This window comes from Bacillus sp. MSP13 (assembly GCF_000815295.1).
Taxonomy (GTDB): domain Bacteria; phylum Bacillota; class Bacilli; order Bacillales; family Bacillaceae; genus Bacillus; species Bacillus vallismortis.
Genome location: NZ_JXAQ01000002.1, coordinates 105,537 through 124,237, shown reverse-complemented (window position 1 = coordinate 124,237; position 18,701 = coordinate 105,537). Strand labels below are relative to the sequence as shown.

General features: G+C 44.8%; 23 protein-coding genes. 11 read left to right on the top strand and 12 right to left on the bottom strand.

Translation table 11 applies throughout. From position 1 onward, the window contains the following. Positions 1-9 precede the first annotated feature (9 nt). Together serC and SC79_RS00740 are read left to right on the top strand one after the other, a co-directional pair. The gene (gene serC / locus SC79_RS00745) at positions 10-1,089 is read left to right on the top strand and encodes a phosphoserine transaminase (protein ID WP_010329251.1); all 1,080 of its coding nucleotides are present in this window, start codon (positions 10-12) and stop codon (positions 1,087-1,089) included. A gap of 123 nt (positions 1,090-1,212) precedes the next feature. Continuing rightward, positions 1,213-1,731 carry a tryptophan transporter gene (locus tag SC79_RS00740; protein WP_039073440.1) on the top strand — a complete coding sequence of 173 codons (519 nt, stop codon included), beginning with the start codon at positions 1,213-1,215 and terminating at the stop codon, positions 1,729-1,731. 73 nt (positions 1,732-1,804) lie between these two features. Here the strand turns inward: SC79_RS00740 and SC79_RS00735 are convergent, their stop codons facing one another. Beyond that, entirely contained in the window at positions 1,805-1,996 is a 192-nt protein-coding gene (locus SC79_RS00735; protein ID WP_010329249.1) for a hypothetical protein, read from the bottom strand. Between the two features lie 129 nt (positions 1,997-2,125). Between SC79_RS00735 and SC79_RS00730 the strand changes: the two genes are divergently transcribed. Both SC79_RS00730 and SC79_RS00725 read left to right on the top strand, forming a co-directional pair. Next, the gene (locus SC79_RS00730) at positions 2,126-2,482 is read left to right on the top strand and encodes a YtxH domain-containing protein (RefSeq protein ID WP_010329248.1); all 357 of its coding nucleotides are present in this window, start codon (positions 2,126-2,128) and stop codon (positions 2,480-2,482) included. Positions 2,483-2,659: 177 nt separating this feature from the next. Next, complete coding sequence (locus SC79_RS00725) at positions 2,660-3,271, top strand: HTH-type transcriptional regulator Hpr (RefSeq protein WP_010329247.1); 612 nt, start codon at positions 2,660-2,662, stop codon at positions 3,269-3,271. Here SC79_RS00725 and SC79_RS00720 read toward each other — a convergent pair. Then, the gene (locus SC79_RS00720; RefSeq protein WP_039073439.1) at positions 3,268-3,609 is read right to left on the bottom strand and encodes a YhaI family protein; all 342 of its coding nucleotides are present in this window, start codon (positions 3,607-3,609) and stop codon (positions 3,268-3,270) included. The two genes, SC79_RS00725 and SC79_RS00720, sit on opposite strands and share 4 nt — an antisense overlap. Before the next feature lie 206 nt (positions 3,610-3,815). Here SC79_RS00720 and SC79_RS00715 point away from each other — a divergent pair, with 206 nt between their 5' ends. Together SC79_RS00715 and SC79_RS20330 are read left to right on the top strand one after the other, a co-directional pair. After that, complete coding sequence (locus tag SC79_RS00715) at positions 3,816-4,334, top strand: DUF3267 domain-containing protein (protein WP_039073539.1); 519 nt, start codon at positions 3,816-3,818, stop codon at positions 4,332-4,334. Between the two features lie 107 nt (positions 4,335-4,441). Further along, positions 4,442-4,624: a hypothetical protein gene (locus SC79_RS20330; RefSeq protein ID WP_082022485.1), complete on the top strand. Its 183-nt coding sequence runs from the start codon at positions 4,442-4,444 to the stop codon at positions 4,622-4,624. Between the two features lie 55 nt (positions 4,625-4,679). Here the strand turns inward: SC79_RS20330 and yhzE2 are convergent, their stop codons facing one another. Both yhzE2 and yhzE1 read right to left on the bottom strand, forming a co-directional pair. Next, the gene (yhzE2, locus tag SC79_RS00710) at positions 4,680-4,766 is read right to left on the bottom strand and encodes a sporulation protein YhzE2 (protein WP_003155248.1); all 87 of its coding nucleotides are present in this window, start codon (positions 4,764-4,766) and stop codon (positions 4,680-4,682) included. A gap of 123 nt (positions 4,767-4,889) precedes the next feature. Then, positions 4,890-4,976 (bottom strand): sporulation protein YhzE1, encoded by an 87-nt coding sequence (yhzE1, locus tag SC79_RS20325; RefSeq protein ID WP_003327753.1) that lies wholly within the window; start codon positions 4,974-4,976, stop codon positions 4,890-4,892. A 159-nt stretch (positions 4,977-5,135) separates the two neighbouring features. Here yhzE1 and SC79_RS00700 point away from each other — a divergent pair, with 159 nt between their 5' ends. Beyond that, positions 5,136-6,002: a peptidylprolyl isomerase gene (locus tag SC79_RS00700; RefSeq protein ID WP_039073438.1), complete on the top strand. Its 867-nt coding sequence runs from the start codon at positions 5,136-5,138 to the stop codon at positions 6,000-6,002. A 41-nt stretch (positions 6,003-6,043) separates the two neighbouring features. Here the strand turns inward: SC79_RS00700 and yhaL are convergent, their stop codons facing one another. The 6 genes from yhaL to SC79_RS00670 all read right to left on the bottom strand — a co-directional run bounded on the left by yhaL (position 6,044) and on the right by SC79_RS00670 (position 13,782). Then, complete coding sequence (yhaL, locus tag SC79_RS00695) at positions 6,044-6,256, bottom strand: sporulation protein YhaL (protein WP_010329243.1); 213 nt, start codon at positions 6,254-6,256, stop codon at positions 6,044-6,046. Between the two features lie 124 nt (positions 6,257-6,380). Then, a complete protein-coding gene (yhaM, locus tag SC79_RS00690; protein WP_039073437.1) occupies positions 6,381-7,325 on the bottom strand; it encodes a 3'-5' exoribonuclease YhaM in 945 nt (314 codons plus the stop codon). Between the two features lie 73 nt (positions 7,326-7,398). After that, a complete protein-coding gene (locus SC79_RS00685) occupies positions 7,399-10,296 on the bottom strand; it encodes an ATP-binding protein (protein WP_082022492.1) in 2,898 nt (965 codons plus the stop codon). Positions 10,297-10,300: 4 nt separating this feature from the next. Then, entirely contained in the window at positions 10,301-11,527 is a 1,227-nt protein-coding gene (locus SC79_RS00680) for a metallophosphoesterase family protein (protein ID WP_039073436.1), read from the bottom strand. A gap of 106 nt (positions 11,528-11,633) precedes the next feature. Beyond that, positions 11,634-12,893 (bottom strand): ABC transporter permease, encoded by a 1,260-nt coding sequence (locus SC79_RS00675; RefSeq protein WP_039073435.1) that lies wholly within the window; start codon positions 12,891-12,893, stop codon positions 11,634-11,636. Beyond that, entirely contained in the window at positions 12,886-13,782 is an 897-nt protein-coding gene (locus SC79_RS00670; RefSeq protein WP_039073434.1) for an ABC transporter ATP-binding protein, read from the bottom strand. Before SC79_RS00670 ends, SC79_RS00675 begins: the two co-directional genes overlap by 8 nt. Positions 13,783-13,908: 126 nt before the next feature. On the opposite strand from SC79_RS00670, the gene SC79_RS00665 reads away from it, so the two are divergent. Then, positions 13,909-14,094: a YhzD family protein gene (locus SC79_RS00665; RefSeq protein WP_039073433.1), complete on the top strand. Its 186-nt coding sequence runs from the start codon at positions 13,909-13,911 to the stop codon at positions 14,092-14,094. A gap of 20 nt (positions 14,095-14,114) precedes the next feature. Here SC79_RS00665 and SC79_RS00660 read toward each other — a convergent pair whose 3' ends face one another. Beyond that, positions 14,115-14,882 carry an enoyl-CoA hydratase gene (locus tag SC79_RS00660; RefSeq protein WP_039073537.1) on the bottom strand — a complete coding sequence of 256 codons (768 nt, stop codon included), beginning with the start codon at positions 14,880-14,882 and terminating at the stop codon, positions 14,115-14,117. A gap of 185 nt (positions 14,883-15,067) precedes the next feature. Between SC79_RS00660 and SC79_RS00655 the strand changes: the two genes are divergently transcribed. The 3 genes from SC79_RS00655 (at position 15,068) to khtU (ending at position 17,169) form a co-directional block, all read left to right on the top strand. Then, positions 15,068-15,385 (top strand): hypothetical protein, encoded by a 318-nt coding sequence (locus SC79_RS00655; RefSeq protein ID WP_039073432.1) that lies wholly within the window; start codon positions 15,068-15,070, stop codon positions 15,383-15,385. 61 nt (positions 15,386-15,446) lie between these two features. Further along, entirely contained in the window at positions 15,447-15,944 is a 498-nt protein-coding gene (gene khtT, locus SC79_RS00650) for a K(+)/H(+) antiporter subunit KhtT (protein WP_010329234.1), read from the top strand. Positions 15,945-15,951: 7 nt separating this feature from the next. Then, the gene (gene khtU, locus SC79_RS00645) at positions 15,952-17,169 is read left to right on the top strand and encodes a K(+)/H(+) antiporter subunit KhtU (protein ID WP_039073431.1); all 1,218 of its coding nucleotides are present in this window, start codon (positions 15,952-15,954) and stop codon (positions 17,167-17,169) included. A 17-nt stretch (positions 17,170-17,186) separates the two neighbouring features. Here khtU and SC79_RS00640 read toward each other — a convergent pair whose 3' ends face one another. After that, the gene (locus tag SC79_RS00640) at positions 17,187-18,692 is read right to left on the bottom strand and encodes a coproporphyrinogen III oxidase (protein WP_039073430.1); all 1,506 of its coding nucleotides are present in this window, start codon (positions 18,690-18,692) and stop codon (positions 17,187-17,189) included. Between the last annotated feature and the right edge of the window lie 9 nt (positions 18,693-18,701).

The window sequence follows — 18,701 nt, the reverse complement described above, 5'->3', positions numbered from 1 at the left end:
AGGATCATGATGGAACGTACAACGAATTTTAACGCAGGTCCTGCAGCGCTGCCATTGGAAGTTCTGCAAAAAGCACAGAACGAATTTATTGATTTTAACAACTCCGGCATGTCTGTTATGGAGCTTTCCCACCGCAGCAAAGAGTATGAAGCGGTGCACCAAAAAGCGAAAAGCCTTTTAATCGAACTGATGGGCATCCCGGAAGATTACGATATTTTGTTTCTTCAAGGCGGGGCAAGCCTTCAATTCTCAATGCTTCCGATGAACTTTTTAACACCTGAAAAAACCGCGCATTTTGTGATGACCGGGGCTTGGTCCGAAAAAGCTCTCGCTGAAGCAAAGCTGTTTGGGAACACCTCTGTGACAGCTACAAGTGAAGCCGACAATTACAGTTTTATTCCTGAAGTTGACCTTACAGATATAAAAGACGGCGCGTATGTCCATATCACGTCCAACAATACGATTTTCGGCACACAGTGGCAGGATTTCCCGAATTCCCCAATCCCGCTCGTCGCCGACATGTCCAGCGATATTTTAAGCAGAAAAATCGACGTGTCCAAGTTTGACGTGATCTACGGAGGCGCCCAAAAGAACCTTGGCCCTTCCGGTGTGACTGTTGTCATCATGAAAAAAACGTGGCTAGAAAAAGAAAATGCGAACGTTCCAAAAATCCTGACGTATTCAACACATGTCAAAGCGGATTCACTTTACAACACGCCGCCGACATTTGCGATTTATATGCTGAGCCTTGTTTTGGAATGGCTGAAAGAAAACGGCGGTGTAGAAGCTGCTGAACAGCGTAATGAACAAAAAGCGCAGGTTCTCTACAGCTGTATTGATGAAAGCAACGGATTCTATAAAGGGCATGCCAGAAAGGACAGCCGCTCACGCATGAATGTTACCTTCACGCTTCGTAAAGACGAATTAACGAAAACTTTCGTTCAAGAAGCAAAAGAAGCAAAAATGATCGGCCTCGGCGGACACCGTTCAGTAGGAGGATGCCGCGCTTCCATTTATAATGCTGTGTCCCTAGAAGACTGTGAAAAATTAGCTGCGTTCATGAAGAAATTCCAGCAGGAAAATGAGTAAAAGGTCTGGCTATGCAAACCGTTCGTTTGGTATACTGTTTGCATAATACATTCTTTAAGCCTTCGCAATAAATGACGAGCATATTATTGGAGGGCAAAAAGCTTAGCAGAGGAGAGCATAGATATGAAAACGAAAGAGTTAGTTATTATGGCTCTGTTTGCCGCAATCGGCGCAGCGCTTCATTCCATTATTCCGCCTTTTTTAGGCGGCATGAAACCAGATATGATGTTAGTCATGATGTTCCTGGGCGTCCTTCTGTTCCCGCGGGTGCAAAATGTACTCACTATCGGGATTGTCACCGGAATCATTTCCGCGCTTACAACCGCATTTCCAGCCGGACAGATTCCCAACATCATCGATAAACCCGTGTCCGCGTTTCTGTTCTTCACCCTGTTTCTCATGTGCAGAAAGAGCCAGAAAACAGGTGCAGCCGCTGTGCTGACAGCGATCGGGACCATCTTATCGGGAATTGTTTTTTTATCGTCAGCTTTATTGATCGTCGGTTTGCCTGGCGGTTTCGCCGCATTGTTCGCGGCTGTTGTTCTGCCGGCCGCTGTACTGAATACAATCGCGCTGATCGTGATGTATCCGATAGTACAATCCATTTTAAGACGTTCGAGCTTTATGGAAGCTGCTGAATAATTGTCACCCAAAACCTCTTCCGCTTCCGGGAGAGGTTTTTTTCGACAGAGAGTCCGCAGCACGTCAGCATGTTTTAAGCAAAGAGTTTTGTGAAAAAGATAAGACATAGTGTAAAGGCGGTTCCGGTTGAACAAACGAGCGCTTTCTGCCGGATGACCTTCTTGGGCGGATAAGAAGCAGCCTGGCTGAGGAGTCTGAGATAGTAAACAGCGCCCGAAGCGAAGGCAAGGGTGATGCAGGATAACACAATCGTAAAGACAGACAACCTTCTCCCTCCTTTTCACTTAAAAAATATGCTAAAATAAAGCAAGCTATGTATAGAAGTTCAAGCTTTCAACAAAAATGAAACATACTGAATGAATCCTATTTTCAAGAAAAAGACGGGGTGATTGTAATGGCGGACGGACGTTCTCTGCTAACAGGACTATTCGTAGGCGGCATTATCGGAGGGGCAGCAGTTCTTCTTACTGCACCTTCTTCAGGAGCGCAGCTGCGTGAAAAAATGAAAACCAATTATGATTCTTTCGAGGAAACAATCAAACGCTTAAAATCGGACGGGCTTGCGTTAAAAGACCAGCTGATCAAAGCGGCAAAAGAAAGCACAGATGTCATTAAAGATGTGAGCGGCGAGCTTCAAACGTCAATTAAAAAATGGCAGGAAGAGATCAAACCTCATCAGCAGGATCTGCAAAAAGAAATCGCTGATATTGAAGAAAAGATCAAACAGCTGGAGAAAACCTTACAAAACTAATATCCTATTCAAAAGAAAAAAATGCGGGCCAAAATGGGCCCCGCATTTTTTTTTGCCTAAAAAGCCTCTCATAGCAATGGATGGAGAATTTATTAAAAAATTCTTACATTTTCATCTTTATTAATCTTTATTTTATTGGCATAATAGAGAAAAAGAAAAAGAGAAGCAGGTGACGTAATGAATCGAGTGGAACCGCCATATGATGTGAAAGAGGCTCTGGTCTTTACCCAGAAAATGGCTCAGCTTAGCAAGGCTCTTTGGAAATCGATCGAGAAGGATTGGCAGCAATGGCTTAAACCGTATGACCTGAATATTAATGAGCATCATATTTTATGGATTGCGTATCAATTGAATGGAGCTTCCATTTCTGAAATCGCGAAATTCGGCGTCATGCACGTATCAACCGCATTCAACTTTTCAAAAAAGCTGGAAGAGCGAGGATATTTAAGGTTCTCCAAACGGCTGAATGATAAACGGAACACATACGTCCAATTGACTGAGGAAGGAACTGAGGTATTCTGGAGCTTGCTTGAGGAATTTGATCCGACTCGCAACGCGGTTTTTAAAGGGTCACAGCCACTTTATCATTTATTCGGAAAATTCCCTGAAGTGGCAGAACTGATGTGTATGATACGCCATATCTACGGCGATGATTTTATGGAAATTTTCGAAACGTCACTCACCAATATTGACCATGACTTTGAAAGCGAAAACGGAAAACTGAAGAAAAAAGCAAAGGACAGTGCTGCGGATGAACCGGCAGAAGAACTCGAACCTGTAAACAGTTAATCAAAGTGCTTCATGATGCCGATAAAGACTTCCATCAGCTCTTGATAAAGCCCCTGCTCGTACAGGGCAAAAATCGTTTCATGAACATCTAATTTTTCATTCAGCTGTCCGGCAAAAAGCGCAAGGAGCTTATCGAAGGTTACAAATCCTTGCGCTTTTTGTGCTGCCAGCTCTTCTGACAATTCAACGCATATCCTTATCACCTCTTCCCCTTCTTCCCTGCTCAGCCCTTTGTCAATGAGAAGCGCATAGAAAGGGTACCTGTCCATATCTACTGTTTTCACTAATAATTGTATGTAATATTCTAATCGCTCAATGCGATGATCCATCGAATCCATCCACACCACTTCTTTCTATCTTTAATCTTATTTTAGCTGATAATTCACTGAGAAGAAAGTTCTAACCCTATATTTCGCTGTTTGTTTGCCTATTTCAAAAAAATACCTTCCGGATGATTTTTTTTCTTAAAAAGCATTGATTTTTTCTCATAGGAGGAGTAAATTATTTTGAGATTCTATTCAAGATGTATGGAAGGATGACTTTAATGAATTGCTGGAAGACCATAAATCTCATGAAGGATTATGGCGCCGTTCGCCTCATACTAATTGCTGTATGTTTTATGATTTTTGTTTTTATATCGACCTTTTTAGCATTTGAGCTGCTTCGCCCCGGCACCAGCTTAAGCGATGAATATGTAGCTTTATTCGGCGGTTTGCTCGTCGTTATTTTATTTGTACATAAAGTCATCCATGTCCTGCCGATCATCTGCAAAAAAAGAAAATTAGATAAAAAGTTTTCCATCTTGCGCATGCCCGCATGGAAACGGGTACCAAAAACGACAATGCTGATTTCACTCGTAAGCCCGTTCTTGCTGATAACGCCTGTATTGTTTTACGCCGCGCTGGCTTTTCCGAATCACGCTCATTATTTCTGTATGATTTCGGGCATCCATGCCGGCTACTGTCTGCCTGATTTCTTGCTGGCCCTCAAGCTCATACAAGCGCCGAAAGCCGCTTTCATTGATCAGGAAGCAGATGGCTTGGATATTCTTGTTGAAAAGTAGCCAAACCTTGTCGCTAGCGGCGATTTTTCAATTTGCATTCTATCTTTTTTAATAAATATTTGGTAATGTAATATGGGACAGTTCAGAGAGAGGGGGAATCTCCCATCATTTTATTCTATTTTATCGTGGCTGCCGTGTTTATTTTATATTTCATAAACAGGCTCACCAATACATTATGCCTTGTCAGAGAGATTCCTGAAGAACGGCAGGATAAGGTATTCCGTTTTATCAATATATCTATATTAATTTTACTGATCTCTTCATTCGTCGAGATCTCCTTTACTGTGTAATTATGTATGAAAGAAAGCATAGCTGCTGATTTTGCAGCTATGCTTTTTATTTTGATTAGTACAGCCAAGAAGCGCCGATGATAATCAATAAAATAAATAACACAACCAATAAAGCGAAACCGCCTGCAAATACTTCACCCATCTTAAAAAGCACCTCCTGTAAAAAGCTTTATTTTCCAATTACATCTTATGCAATTCACGATTGAAACGATTAGGCGCTAGGAAAATAAAGGATCGCTTATCTTGCAAGCGATCCCTGGGCTGCTTAGTAGATGTATGCTGCACCTACGATGATAAGCAAAATGAACAGTACGACAAGCAATGCGAAACCGTTAGAGTATCCTCCGCTCATGTTACATACCTCCTTTTCTTGATCAATATATAAGTATGCCATCAGCAAAAGTTTGACTAGACGAATGCCCGTTATTTAAAATCTTTTTACAGGTAGCTACAATGTGTTATGATACGCTTAGGTAATTTAATTTGGAATGATTAGGAGTGTTTGAAAAAAATGAAAAAAATCGCAATAGCAGCTATCACCGTGACAAGCATCCTCGCTCTCAGTGCTTGCAGCGGCGGCGACAAAGAAGTTATCGCAAAAACAGACGCAGGTGATGTAACCAAAGGCGAGCTTTACACAAACATGAAGAAAACAGCTGGTGCAAGCGTTCTGACACAGCTGGTGCAAGAAAAAGTATTAGACGAGAAATATAAAGTAACAGATAAAGAAATTGACAAAAAGCTGAAAGAATACAAAACACAGCTAGGCGATCAATATACTGCCCTTGAAGAACAATATGGAAAGGATTACCTTAAAGAGCAGGTAAAATATGAATTGCTTACACAAAAAGCGGCTAAAGATAAAATCAAAGTAACGGATGCTGATATCAAAGAATACTGGGAAGGCTTAAAAGACAAAATCCGCGCAAGCCATATCCTTGTCGCTGATAAAAAAACAGCTGAAGAAGTAGAGAAAAAGCTGAAAAAAGGCGAGAAATTTGAAGACCTTGCGAAAGAATACTCTACTGATACCAATTCTGCTTCACAAGGCGGCGACCTTGGCTGGTTCGCAAAAGATGGTATGGTGGAAGAATTCAGCAAAGCTGCATTTAAACTAAAAACAGGTGAAGTCAGTGATCCTGTCAAATCACAATACGGCTATCACATTATTAAAAAGACAGAAGAACGCGGCAAATACGATGACATGAAAAAAGAACTGAAATCTGAAGTTCTTGAACAAAAGATAAATGACAACGCAGCCGTTCAGGAAGCTGTTCAAAAAGTCATGAAGAAAGCTGACATCGAAGTAAAAGATAAAGATCTGAAAGACACATTTAAAACACCTTCAGAAAGCGACAGCACTTCTAGTTCTAAATAATAAAAAAAGCTGTGCAGACTCAATGAGCTGCACAGCTTTTTTTATGCGATGGAATGGTTTTGATTTTCGTCCTCAGTCTGCTGAGAACTGCGGCGCTCTCTCTCCTTTTCCATCCTCTCCATATATATCTGCCCTTCTTTTTCAATAAAGGACTGATCTGCTTTTTCTTCCTCTTTGGCTGCCGCCACAAGTTTATATGCGCTGAAAATGATGCCTACAATACAAAGATATACCCACCACGGAAAAAATAACACGGGCTCCTCCCCCTTTTGCATAGATTCTTTATTCTTAAATGTATGCGGGAATGAGACGAGTTATGAGCGGCAAACGCGCATAAAAAAGGACTGACCTGAATGGTTCAGCATCAGTCCTTTTTGGTTATTTGTGAAAAGTCGGTTTGTAAAAGGAACGATTTTCCAGCGCAAAAACACGTTCAGTATACTCACCCGGCTTCGCGCGCTCGAGCGCTCTGTCCATCATATTCATTTTTGCATCCAGGTTGTCGATATAGTGCAGGATTTCCGCTTCTTTCACCATCGGCGGTTTCGGGCTGCCCCATTCCGCTTTGCCGTGGTGGCTCAAAATCAAGTGCTGAAGAATTAACACCTCTTCAGAATCAATTTGAAGCTCCTCAGCCGCTTTTGACAGCTCTGTGACCATAATCGAAATATGGCCGAGCAAATTGCCTTCGACCGTATACGACGTGGAAACAGGGCCGGACAGCTCTTTCACTTTTCCGAGATCATGCAGGATCACGCCGGCATAAAGAAGATCACGGTCAAGAGACGGATATAAATCCGCAATCGATTTCGCCAGATTCAGCATAGAGACAACATGATACGCTAAACCTGAAACAAACTCATGGTGGTTTTTCGTAGCCGCTGGATAATCCATAAACTCTGCTTCGTGTTTTTTGACCAAAAACCTTGTGATCCGCTGGATATTCGGATTTTTCATTTCAAATATATATTGAGTGATGGTATCCATCATTTCATTTTTCGGAATCGGCGCGGTTTCTAAAAAATCATCAATACTGACGTTTTCATGCTCGCCCGCCGGCCTGATATTTCTCAGCTTCAGCTGGGTGCGCCCGCGGTAATGGTGGACATCCCCCACGACCTTCACAATCGTCTGCGGCGCATAGGTCACTTCGTCACTTTGCTTGGCATCCCACAGCTTCGCTTCAATATCGCCTGACTGGTCTTGCAGCATCAGCGTTAAAAACGGTTTCCCGTTGCTGGCAATCCCTTTCGTCAAGGATTTAATCAATAGATATTGGTCCACCTGTTCGCCAACCTCATGTAGCATAATCCCTTTAGCCATTCTATTAAAGCTCCCTCCGTATCTTACATAATATCAGTATATCACATACCGATTGACAGCTATAGAACCTCTTTTATAGCCCCAAATCAATGATTTGGCTGCTTTGAAACGCATTCTTTACATGCTCATGGCAAGTAAAATACAAAATTTGCCTTCCTCCTATAGATAGATTATATAAAACGTCTACTACACGTTTGAGCCTTTCCTGATCAAAATGAACAAAGCTGTCATCAAGCTGGAACGGGAGCATTGCCTCATCCTGACGCGTAACCGCCAAAGCAAATCGGATCGCTGTATACAACTGCTCACACGTTCCCTGCGACAGCTCTTCCGCATGATAGACAGTGCCATCACTATGCATGACCATCATGGAATCATCGGTTTCAGAAAAATAAATCGTTCGGTAGCTTCCGTCTGTCAGCGGGCGGAAAAATTCTCCCGCCGTCTCCAGAAGGCGCGGGAGCTCAACTTTTTTATGCCGCTCCAATTTGTTTCGGATCACTTGTTTGATCATTTGGATTGAAGCCCATTTTTTAGCTGTGTCTTTCACACGTTCTTTTTGCATTTCCATTTGCAGCTTGAGATCTGAAACCAATCCTGAGGCCTCTAATTGTTCTTGTTTAACGAAGAGCATTGCGGCCTGACTGCGAAGCTGCTCGATCTCTTCAGTCAGCTGCGCTGTTCTTTCACTCTCAATGATTTTCTTGCTTTTCAATTCAGAAAGTGTATGGGAAGCTGCCAATTCAAGCTCCTCCGGGTGTCCGCCTTGAAGCTGCGCGTTTACGTGATGGAGCTTGTTCTCTGTCTCCTTCAATTGCCTGCTGATATCAGCTAAAGCACAAAACTCATTTCTGTCTTTCGCACCCGCCGCGGAAAATAACTGTTCGATCCGCGTTTGAAAATACTGTGTTTCTTGTTCAAGCTCCAGCAGCTGCTCCCTTGCATACTGACTATCTGTTTCCATTCCCTTTTTCTGCTTCTCCATTTCTTTTTCACGTTCAACATTGTTCCGCAATGTATGTAGAGCGTCCGAGATGGAGATATGCTCACTCTGATCAGCAGGAAGAAGCTTGTTGACCCGCTCCTCAAAGATTCGACGGTGCTTTTTCAGCCTGCCTGCTTCAATTGTCAGCTCATGCTTTTTCTTCACTTCTTTTTTGACATCCTTCATCAAATTGTATGCATCAAGCAAAAAAGACGGATCTTCCTTGAATCTGAGCTCCTTCATAAAACGCTCGACCTGGGCAAAGGACGGGGCCATATCGGCTTCCCACTGTTCAAACTGCTGGATAACCCTTTCATAAGCCGCCTCTTTTTGCTGGAGCACTGCCCGCTGTGTGATGAGATGCTGTTTATTTCGGTCATCCTCCCATAACGCTTCTCTAAGCGCTTCGGCTTCTGCCGGCGGCATATCCGCCATTGGCTGTCCGTTCTCCCGGCTGTTTCGGGAAGACGGTGTTTGTTTACCTGATACAAACCAATACACAATAAGTGCAGCGCCGATGCAGATGGCGGGAATCCATTGCTGCAGCAGCAGAAAGAGAACAATGAACAACATACCAGCTGCCATGACAGTCTTTTTTTGTTTCACCTGCTGCCTTTCAACATACTTCAGCTGTTCTCGCAGTTTCGCTTGCTCCTGATGATGCCCCTGTGCTTCATCATATGCTTTTAGGGCGGCTTCTTTCTCTTTTCTATCGCTGTTTTCTAGGATGGCGGATGAAGCGGCATGAACGGCCTTTTCCGCATCCTCCAGCTCTTGGCGGGCAAGCTCAAACGTCTCATCAAGCTGCCGTTTTCTGTCTCTTGCCTGCACATATTGCTGCGCCGCCTGCTGAAGCTGCCATTCATAGTCATATGACGTGTTCATATTCAGGAGCTCATTTTCATCCGTTTGATTGAGCTGTTCCAGTCCGGCCGCTGTCTGTGCGGACGACTGGCGCAACTGTGCCTGAATGGCGGCGAGCTGTTCTCCGTAGGATTGATACAGATGGAACGCTGCCGAAAGTTCTTGTATCAGCGCTTCTTTCGCCAACATTTCTTGATCTGGGTTAAGCTTTTGCATCTGTTTGTCCAGTTCCGCCATCTTCACCCGAAGCGCCTCAAGCTGCGCGGATTTCGGGTGAAGGTGGGATTCATATTTTTCAAGCTGATGCAGTCCGTCAGCAGGAAATTGTCCCGCATGCTCCGGATATTGTGCCATCGCCTGTTCGAGAGCCGCTTTTTCATCTAGCAACGGTTTCAGCTCAACCGCTCCCTCAATGGTTCGGATATGTCCTGCCGCTTCTTTCCATTCGGTTTCTGCAGCTGCAAGACGGGCTTCGAGCGTTCTTTTTTTCTCAAGGAGCTGATGATAGCCCGCTTCCTCTGCTTCAGCCTGTTTTAGCTTCGCTGCCAGCTGCTTAAGCGTTTCCAGCTCCTGATTTAATTGAGGATTCCGCCCGTTTGGTTTATAGAGCCTTTCGCTTTCCTTTGTCAGCTTTGAATCAAGCTTAGATACAGCTTCAGCGCCAAACAAACTGGAAAACAGCAAAAACTCCCCAATCTTGTCCCGATTAAAAGCGTGAATTTCCTGCAGCCCGAATACATCAAATGAATAAATGGCTTTGTACAGCGCCCTGTCCGTGCCCAGAAACAACTGCTTTAAAACATCTCCCTGCTTCACTTCGCCCTTTTCTGTGTACACTCTTAGCTTTTCGGCGGTCCCTTTCGTCCTTTCGATCTTCAACACCCCATATTCTGGATGTTCAGTTTCAAGAAAACCTCCGTAGACACCGCCTGTTTTCGGTTCATATTTTTTCGTTTTCGGAAAACCAAACAGCATGCTTTCAATAAATGACATGATCGTCGTTTTTCCTGCCTCATTTAATCCGTAGATTAATTGGACAGGTGAGGCGGAAAAGTGAAAGGTGCGGTTGGAAAATTTCCCGTATTGGTAGATATGTAAAGATTTAATTCGCAAAGCGTTCACCGCCTCATGTTTCAAGCACCTTAAGCTGTCTTTTCAATAAAATCTGTGCCTGCTCTTTTATTTCCTTTACCTCCTCTTGGCTAAACCGGTCCGCATGCCTTCTATACACAGGATGCCGCTCAAGCCCTTCCAGCACAGCTGACAGATCGCCGCGGTCAATATCTGCAAATAAATCGCCAAAAAAAGGATCAAGGTTTGTAAGGTTTGTTTCATGCTCTGTCTCGTCTTCCAATGAGAGTGGCCAAATGAAGTGTTCCTCCTCGGCCTCTTGCTCCTGAAACGCTTCAAGAAGCTCATCCAAAGTGCCTCTTGGCGCCTCCAGCAGCCATTGTGGCGCGGTCCCTTGCAACACAAGCCTGACACAAACAGGGCTGCCCTTTGTCCGCAGCTTCGAAAACGCGTCTTCAACCATTTGGAAAAGGACGGTCATATTCTTAGCCTCCGTCACATCAACTGCCGCTTTTTCCCACAGGACATCGTGCGCTTGCTGAAAGTCATACGATATGTCTCCGTTTGCCACACGAACGAGATAATAGCCTTTATCCCCGGCCTCCTTCATATGGCGTGCTTGCGTGTTTCCCGGATAGATGACCGCGGGGTGCTCGGCAGAAAGAATCTGGCGTTTATGAATATGGCCAAGCGCCCAATAATCCATTCCGCTCTTCACGAGATCGTCATGTGTAAACGGGCAATACGGATCATGTCCTTCAGCTCCTGATAGCGTACCGTGAAGCATACCGATATGAAAAGGCGCGTCAGTCGACCTCCGATAGCGGGCGGCTTGGTTTTCCGTCACGGCTCTTTCCTGATAACTGAAGCCGTAAATGCTTGCTAAGCGCCTGCCTTCATTATAAAACGATTTTTCTTCTGGAACAGCGGACGAAAAGATGTGGACATTCTCAGGCCATTCAATCGGCGTCCACTCCCCGCCCAGATGATCGTGGTTCCCAAAGATCACATAAACTGAAATCCCGCTTTCTCTCAGTCTTTCAAACTGTTTCTTCAAAAAGAGCTGCGCCTTTAAGCTACGATTGGCTTCATCAAACAAATCCCCCGCAAGCAAAATGAAATCAACGTTTTCTCTCACTGCGGCGTCCATGATATGTCTCACGCTTGCAAACGTGCTTTCTTTAATCCGGGCAAAAATCGGTTCCGGCAGATGCGATATTCCGTAAAACGGGCTGTCGAGATGAAGATCTGCCGCATGAATAAAGGTTAGATCAGTCAACATTCTGCTCCTTTCCAGGATGAAGTACCCTTATTTTAGCACCGAATTCTTACGAATGCACGTTCTGTCAAAAAAGAAACAGCCTGAGGATTCCCAGGCTGTTTTTTAATCAATTTTTCGCTAAACGAAGCGCTTGTTTGATTGCTTTGAATGCGCTTGAATTGCTGTAAACCAACACACCGCCTTTGTAAATTCTGGCGCCGATGACGGCCAGTATGACGATGGTAAGCAGTGTGATTCCAATTCCAGTAGCTGCCTGCCAAAACGGAATATCAAGCATGCCAACGCGTAAGAACATAATCATTGGCGTAAAGAAAGGAATAAACGAGGTTACCGTAATAAATCCTGCGTCAGGTGTACTCAAGCCAAACATCGCGATCATAAAACCGGCGACAACCAAAAGCGTCATCGGCGTGATCGTTTGCTGCACGTCCTCTATTCTGCTGACGACACTGCCAAGAAATGCGGCGAGTGTCGCGTATAAAAAGTATCCGAGCAAAAAGAAAATCACAGCATAGACAACAGTGGTTGCGGAAACGTCGGTCAGATTAAGAAAACCGCCGACAGATGAAGCTGTTTCACCCGTTTTGTTCAGCTTAAGGGACAGAGAGCCGACAGCAATAATGACAGCAAGCTGCGTAATTCCGACAAGCCCGATGCCAAGCAGCTTTGCAAACATCTGCTGAATCGGCGGCATGCTTGAGATCAATATTTCCATGACGCGCGAGGATTTTTCGGTTGCGACCTCCACCGCAATCATGCTGGCATACATAATGACTGAGAAATAAATGACAAACAGCATAATGTAAACAAGCCCTACTGTCTGGCCAAGCTCTTCCTCAGACTTCGCCCCCTCTTTCAGTACCTCCTGCCCGACAGCAACAGGCGCATAAAGGTTGCTGATCGTTTCCTGCGAAACGCCGAGCTCCGCTGTTCCGACAGCTGTTTTGGTTTGCGTCAGCGCCTGCTGCAACGTTTGATACGTGCTATCATCAGAAATCGTTAACGCTTTATATGTTCCTGTAATAGCACCTTTTTCATCTCGTTTGATGATCAGCATGCCATCAAGCGTTTCATCTTTGACTTGCTTTGTGACCTCGTCAGCCGATTGCTTCGACTGCTTCACATCAAGATCACCGTTTGTATCCACCGCTTTCAGCTGCTTTGAGAAAATTGGATATAATTCGTTTGTTTCATCAACAACGGCGATTTTTTCTTTCGCATCATTACCTTGAAACGAAGAAATGATCGACTCCAGATTCGTTACAACTAATACAAGCAGTACCGTGATGACAGTCGAGATAATAAAAGATTTTGACATTATTTTATTTTTGTATGTATGAGAAAGCATGAGCCAAAATTTATTCATAGACGGCGCCCACCTTTTCTATAAAAATATCGTGCAGTGACGGCTCTTCAAGCTCAAACTTTCTGATAAACCCTTTTCCTTGGAGCATAGCAAAGATCTCTTGAGACATGTCTTCATTAGCGATCTGCAGCTTGACGCCGCCAGCCGTTTCCTTCCATTGGAGAATGCCTTCATGAGACTGCAAAAAACGCAGATCGTCATCGGAGTGAATGGTAACATTCTTTTTTCCGAAGGAACGCTTAATCTCCTTCAGTTTGCCTTGCACAACCGGCTTTCCTTTCTGCAGGATGCAAAGATTTTCACAAAGCTCCTCCACATGCTCCATCCGGTGGCTGGAAAACAAAATAGAAACGCCGCTGTTTTTCAGTGAAATCACAGCCTCTTTTAACAGCTCAACATTGACAGGGTCCAGGCCGCTGAACGGTTCATCAAGAATCAATAGCTCCGGCTTATGCAAAACAGCCGAAATAAACTGGATTTTTTGCTGGTTTCCCTTCGAAAGCTCTTCCACCTTCTTGTTCTCGTAATCTGTTATATTGAATCGTTCAAGCCATGTGCCGAGCTCTCTAACAGCCTCCTGCTTCTCCATTCCTTTTAATCTGGAAAGGTAGACAAGCTGATCCTTTACCTTCATTTTCGGATAAAGGCCCCGTTCTTCCGGCAAATAACCGATTTTGTTGCTGATATTGTAATTCACAGGACGGCCTTTCCAGCTGATTGAGCCCTCCGTAATGCTTAATAAACCAAGAATCATGCGAAACGTCGTCGTTTTTCCCGCTCCGTTTGCGCCTAAAAGACCGAACATTTGCTGTTCCGGGATGTCTAAGTTCAGTCCGTCAACAGCTTTATCAGCTCCAAATGTCTTTGTTACGTGATCAATCTTAAGCACCGTATCTCCTCCTTCCTTGACCCATTATATACTAGTTTTGGATCAAATTTAATAAAGGATTTTCATTTCCTTATTAGAATATAAATGTAGATAGATTGATAAACCTTAAAATGGAGGGGAGACCCGATGGCTGATTATTTCCTTACAGCTTTTGATCCTTCTGGGGACATACTGATGAACGAGCAGTTCGAGGCGGAAAATGAAGAAGCGGCTAAATGGCGTGGTGAAGCCCTGCTAAAAGAAAAAGACCTTTACAGTCATACCCATCGTGTGGTCAATGCAGCCGGAAAGCTGATTTTGTTTCAAAGATGATCAGCTTTCCGGCTGATCTGTTACGCTTGAAACCTCGGCTCTCGTTTTTCCAAAAAGGCACGGATTCCTTCCTGATGATCCTTGGTTCTTCTCATTTTCTCTTGAGCGCTGCGTTCAAGGGCAAGCACCATTTTCAGTTCTTCAAGCTGGAGGCTTTGAAAAATCGCTTTCGTTTCGATCATCGCCAATAAAGGAGAGGCCAACAGGGTTTCGATAAATGGTCTTGCACCTTCCGCTGGGTCTCCGGCAAATGTTCCGTCAAGGAGCCCCATATCGGCGGCTTCCGCGGCGGAACATTTTTTCCCGCTCCAAATCAGCTTTTTCGCCTTCGCTTCCCCTATTCTTTTCTTCAGCAAATAATGCCCTCCGCCGTCTGGAACAAGCCCAATGCCGATAAAATTCATCGCGAGAACGGCGTTTTTTTCCGCGAGCACAATATCAGCGCAGAGCGCCAAACTCAAGCCCAGTCCCGCAGCAGCGCCGTGAATAGCTGCAATTGTCACTTTCTTCATCTGATATAACGACAGCGTGACAGCTTCAATCGTATCCATCAGCCGCTTAAATTGATCAGGGTCATGCTCTGATGTCATCATCCGGATATCTCCTCCGGCCGAAAAACCTTTCCCGCTTCCTCTCAGAAGGACGATGAGCGCCTCGCTTGCACCCGCCTTTTCAACTGCCTCTTTCAGTTCAGACAGCATCTGTTCATTCAAGGCATGGTGGGCATCAGGGCGATTCAGGATAATCTCCGCAACGGCTCCATTCACTTCATACTGAATAAACTCCATATGAAACACCTCCATGTATGCGTTTGCTTTTTTCTTTCTCCTATACATTCCCCGCCATCCTCAAATAAACCTTTTTATTTTTCAAGATCAATAGATACTGAAAAACGCATATTATTTGAGTGGAAACATAAAGTTTTATATAGTGAAAGAAAGGATATGAGGATAAGAAAAGGAGGAGAGGAAGCATGGATAAATTGATAGTCAGTTTCCTGTTAAGTTTATTTGTGGTGTACTTTCCCCCTTCGGACGTGGTTCTGCCTTCCCAGCTTGAAGAAACCACCGACAGCTATGTGCCTATGTCCTCATATCCTCAGGAAACACAGTCGGCCAAAACACCTTCGCCGGGCAGCCTGTCCATCGCAGAGCTGAACAAAGAGTACAGTTCGCTGGCGCATTCTATCCGGCAGCTGTCTGTGAAGCCTCTTGACGAACCGCTGATAAACAGGCTGGAAAAGGTTTGCGCCGTCCCTGTCAAATACCACTCTAATTACCTCCGACTATAAATGATCAAGTTTTGTTTGTAACAGACCCACTTGGCCAACACTACATTCGGAGGGATTTTCATTGAATATTAAAGAAAACGATCTGCCGGGCATCGGCAAAAAATTTGAAATCGAAACGAGAAGCCACGAAAAGATGACCATTATCATTCACGATGACGGAAGAAGAGAAATTTATCGCTTTCATGACCGCGACCCGGATGAGCTTCTTTCCAATATCTCATTGGATGATTCTGAAGCAAGGCAAGTTGCCGCTATTCTAGGTGGCATGGTCTATAAACCGCAAACACTGGAGTCCATTGAAATGGCTTTCAGCGATCTCATTATTGAATGGTTTAAGGTCGAAAAAGGCGCCAAATCGATCGGGCGCACACTCGGGGAGCTTGATATCCGCCAAAATTGCGATGTCACTGTCATCGCCATCATCAAGCACAGCCAAGAAAAGCTTTTGCACCCCGGAGCCGATTCGGTCATAGAAGAAAATGACACCCTTGTCCTCTCAGGTGAAAGAAAGCATCTGAAGAAGCTGATTCACGATTTTCTTTCTGGAGAGGGCGTGTGAACGGCCGATGGACCATCTTGTATTTGAAGTCGGGACAGCGCTTGTGCTTGTGGCGATTGCCAGTGTGATCGCCAATAAAATTAAATTTTCGATTATTCCGTTTCTGATTGTGCTGGGCATGCTGCTTGGACCGCATGCGCCCAAAGCGGGGATTATTGACCTTACATTTATAGAAAGCAGTGAAATCATCGCGTTTTTCGGGCGAATGGGCGTGCTGTTCCTGCTGTTCTATCTCGGACTCGAATTCTCCGTCGGAAAGTTGGTTAAGTCGGGAAAATCAATCGCGGTCGGCGGAACGATTTATATCTTGATCAATTTCAGCCTCGGACTGCTTTACGGGTTTATCACCGGGTTCTCTTTTCTGGAAGTCCTCGTCCTCGCAGGCGTCATTACGATCTCATCAAGTGCGATTGTCGCAAAAGTGCTCGTCGATTTAAAAAGAACGGCCAATCCGGAAACCGAGCTGATCCTCGGCATCATTATGTTTGAAGATATCTTCCTTGCCGTATATTTGTCCGTTGTTTCCGGCCTTGTGTTAGGTGATGCGACTTCAGTCGGGAGTGCGCTCTTGTCCATTTTGATCGCCTTCGGTTATATGATGCTGTTTTTTATCGCAGCAAGAAAGCTCCCGCCGCTGTTGAATAAACTGTTGGACATTCGCTCAAACGAAGTGTTTATTATCGTCATTTTCGCCGCGCTCTTTTTTATCGCCGGGTTTTCAGAGACGATTCATGTAGCGGAAGCGATTGGCGCGCTGCTGCTCGGATTGGTTTTTTCGGAAACAGAGCATTCTGATCGAATTGAGCATCTTGTCGTTCCGTTTCGTGACTTCTTCGGCGCGATGTTCTTTTTCAGCTTCGGCCTCAGCATTGACCCGTTTTCACTTGGTGACGCGGTTTGGCTTGCATTGGGTGCAGTGATTCTGACCATTCTCGGAAACTTTATTGCCGGAATGGCGGCAGGACGACGCGCAGGGCTTTCTCATAAGGCTTCGTCCAATATCGGACTGACGATCGTATCACGGGGAGAGTTTTCGATTATCGTTGCAAACCTCGGAATAGCCGGCGGCCTGTCAGCCACATTAAAGCCGTTTGCCGCCTTATATGTCCTCATTCTTGCGATTTTAGGACCGCTTTTAACAAAGGAATCAAAACGAATCTACCGCCTGCTGAACAAAGTATTTAAATGGAAGCCCGATGTTCAGCCTGCAAGAAAACAGGGATAAAAAAAGCAGCACTGTGATCAGTGCTGCTTTGTCGTTTTCACAAAAATCTGCTCTAAATAGTTGATTTTTTCGTCCGTGTAGTGCTCAAATCGCTCATTGTACGATTTCGGATCTTTCGGATTGGCAAAGTGCGTGATCTTCCCTGTACCGCGGTCAATAAATTTACTTGCCGCACCGCAGCCGATTCCGATAATCGTCTGCACCTCTTCCATAATCATGATGTTGTAGATGCTTTCTTGTCCCGGCAAAGAGTATCCGACGTTTTCAAGGTTTCCAAGGATGTTTTTCTGGCGGTATAAATAATAAGGCATGTATCCATGTGCTTTCGTCCAGGCTACCGCGTCATCCATCATTTGAGAAACCTCTTCCCTGCCGGCGACCTTGTACTTATGCTTGTTTCTCGTCATTTCTGACGCCCGTTTAAAGGAAAGCGTATGAACGGTAAGAGATTCCGGCATCAGCTTTTCCGATTCTGCAAGGCTGTGTCTGAACTCCTTCACGCCTTCTCCAGGCAATCCGATAATCAAGTCCATGTTGATATTATTCATGCCGTGCCGGCGGGACAGATGATATTTCTCAATGGTCTCTTCCACCGTATGATGCCGTCCGATCGCCTTTAGCGTTTCGTTTTCATAGGATTGCGGATTGATGCTGATTCGGTCAATGTCATATTTGTTTAAAACGGCGAGTTTTTCTTCTGTAATCGTGTCAGGGCGGCCAGCTTCCACCGTAATCTCGCGAATGTGTTTCACATCCGGGAAGGAGCGGACCATTTCTTCATACAGCAGATCCATTTCCTCCGCAGTAATGCTTGTCGGCGTCCCGCCGCCAAAATAAATGGTTGTTACCTTCACATCATGCTTCTTCAGCCATTCGCCGATTTTCTGCATTTCGTAATGCAGCCCCCATAAGAATGAGCCGACTCTGCCCGCCTGCCCTTGGATGGCATACGCAGGGAATGTGCAATACGCGCATTTTGTCGGACAAAACGGAATGCCAATATAAATACTGACTTCATCTTTCACTTGATACAAATCAGGCACTGCCGCCAGCTGCCGGTCAACAATGTCCTGCATTAATTCAATTTTCTCATCGTGAATTAAATAGTCTTTTCTCAATTCTGCATGCGCTTGCTCCTTCGGCATTCCGCTTTGCAGCTTTTTATGAAGCAGCTTTGTCGGCCGGATTCCTGTAAGGATTCCCCACTTTTGCGTGATGCCTGTGTGCGCTTGAAGAAGGTTGAGATACACATACGAAATCGTGTTTTTCACTTGCTTAAAGGCTTCTTTTTCAATCATGTCGGGAGAGAAAATTTTTGTATGCTGTTCCGTGATGCCAGTTTCCTTCACCTCTCCCAAAACCGTCACACGCTCTTCTGTTTGTAAGCAGTCTAAAGAAATGACAACATCTGCGTGCTCCTCTCCGCCGTACACAAGCTCGCACTCTTCATAAAACAAATTTGCAATATTTTGCAGAGGCCGATGCAGGCGGTCATCATGTATGCCTTCTATTTTAATTTGCAACTTCATCAC